Origin of the sequence: Stenotrophomonas sp. 3diitr2024, assembly GCF_042136455.1 — a bacterium.
Lineage (GTDB): Bacteria > Pseudomonadota > Gammaproteobacteria > Xanthomonadales > Xanthomonadaceae > Stenotrophomonas > Stenotrophomonas sepilia.
The window spans coordinates 1-1,290 of the sequence record NZ_JBHHMJ010000749.1 but is presented as its reverse complement, the minus strand read 5'-3'; the positions used below and the strand labels follow the sequence as shown (position 1 = coordinate 1,290).

The 1,290-nt window shown below is 66.7% G+C and carries 2 protein-coding genes; one reads left to right on the top strand and one right to left on the bottom strand.

Features of this window, described 5'->3' with window-relative positions; genetic code table 11:
- On the bottom strand, positions 1-136 hold a 136-nt coding region (locus ABGA94_RS19800; RefSeq protein ID WP_375367554.1), incomplete at its 3' end, for an efflux RND transporter permease subunit.
- 204 nt (positions 137-340) lie between these two features.
- On the opposite strand from ABGA94_RS19800, the gene ABGA94_RS19795 reads away from it, so the two are divergent.
- Positions 341-1,249, top strand: a complete 909-nt coding sequence (locus ABGA94_RS19795) for a LysR family transcriptional regulator (RefSeq protein WP_005420736.1) — start codon at positions 341-343, stop codon at positions 1,247-1,249.
- The last annotated feature ends 41 nt before the right edge of the window (positions 1,250-1,290 follow it).

The window sequence follows — 1,290 nt, the reverse complement described above, 5'->3', positions numbered from 1 at the left end:
CCACCGACGGCGGCACCACTTCCGGGTACTCGCTGATCGGCAGGATGGGAATCGTGATCAGGCCTGCGGCGAAGATCACGATCGACAGCACAGCCGCGAAGATCGGCCTGTCGATGAAGAAACGGGAAAAGTCCATGGAGGCTCGGTCGCGCCATCCATGGCGCTCACGCCCCCGCAACCGGACCCACCCCGCCTTCGACCGTTTTCTGCGAACTGTGGGAAATGCTTCCCATGGTGGGTGCCGACCGTTGGTCGGCACGGGGTCGGATCCCGTTGCTGCGCAACGGGCTCTGACCCCGCCTCTGATTCATTTCCGGCTGACGATGAATAAACTGGCCCCATGTCCATCGAACTCCGCCACCTGCGCTACTTCCTCGCCGTCGCCGATACGCTGCACTTCGGCCAGGCGGCGGAGCGGCTGGGCATGTCACAGCCGCCGCTCAGCCAACAGATCCGCCAGCTGGAAGAACTGATTGACGCGCGCCTGTTCGTGCGCAGCCATCGCCGCGTGCAGCTGACGCCTGCGGGCGAACTGCTGCAGGAACGTGCACGCGCCATCGTGCAGCAGGTGGAGACGGCCGTGGACGAGGTGCAGCGTGCACAGCGTGGTGAGCAGGGTGAACTGCACATCGGTCTGACTCGCGCCACGCCGCTGTCGCCGCAGATTCCGCGTTCGATCCTGCGCTACCGTCAGCAGTACCCGCAGGTGCGGCTGCAGCTGAGCGAGATGAACACGCTGCAGCAGATCGACGCGCTGCTCGACGGTTCACTGGACGTGGGCATCATCCGCAAGCGCGCGCTGCCGCCGGAACTGGTGGCGCACAGCCTGTTCGTCGACCCGCTGGCGCTGATCGTGCACGCCGACCACCCTGCCCTGCGCAGGCTGTCGAAGCAGGGCACGCTGTCGCTGCGCGACTTCGCGCAGGAGCCTTTCGTGGCGTTCCGCCGCAGCGCCGGCGCGGGCATCCACGACCACATGATCGCGTTGTGCGCGGCGGCGGGCTTCACGCCGCGCATCGTGCAGGAAGCCGGTGAAGCATCGACGTTGATCAGCCTGGCCGCTGCGGGCCTGGGTGCGGCGATCCTGCCGTCGTCATGCGATCACATACGCGTGGAAGGATCGCGCTTCGTGGCACTGGCCGATGCCGGCGCGCATTCGGAAGTGCAGCTGGCCTGGCACCGCGAACGGGTAACGCCGCTGATCCGCAATTTCGCCACGCTGCTGCGTGAGGCGTTCGCCGAAGGGTGAAGTGCAACCCACCCGGGTAGTGCCGGCCGTTGGCCGGCAAC

What these genes read in the sequence shown, in the direction of transcription:
- ABGA94_RS19795 (WP_005420736.1), top strand. Translation starts at nt 341, where the DNA reads ATGTCCATCGAACTCCGCCACCTGCGCTACTTCCTCGCCGTCGCCGAT.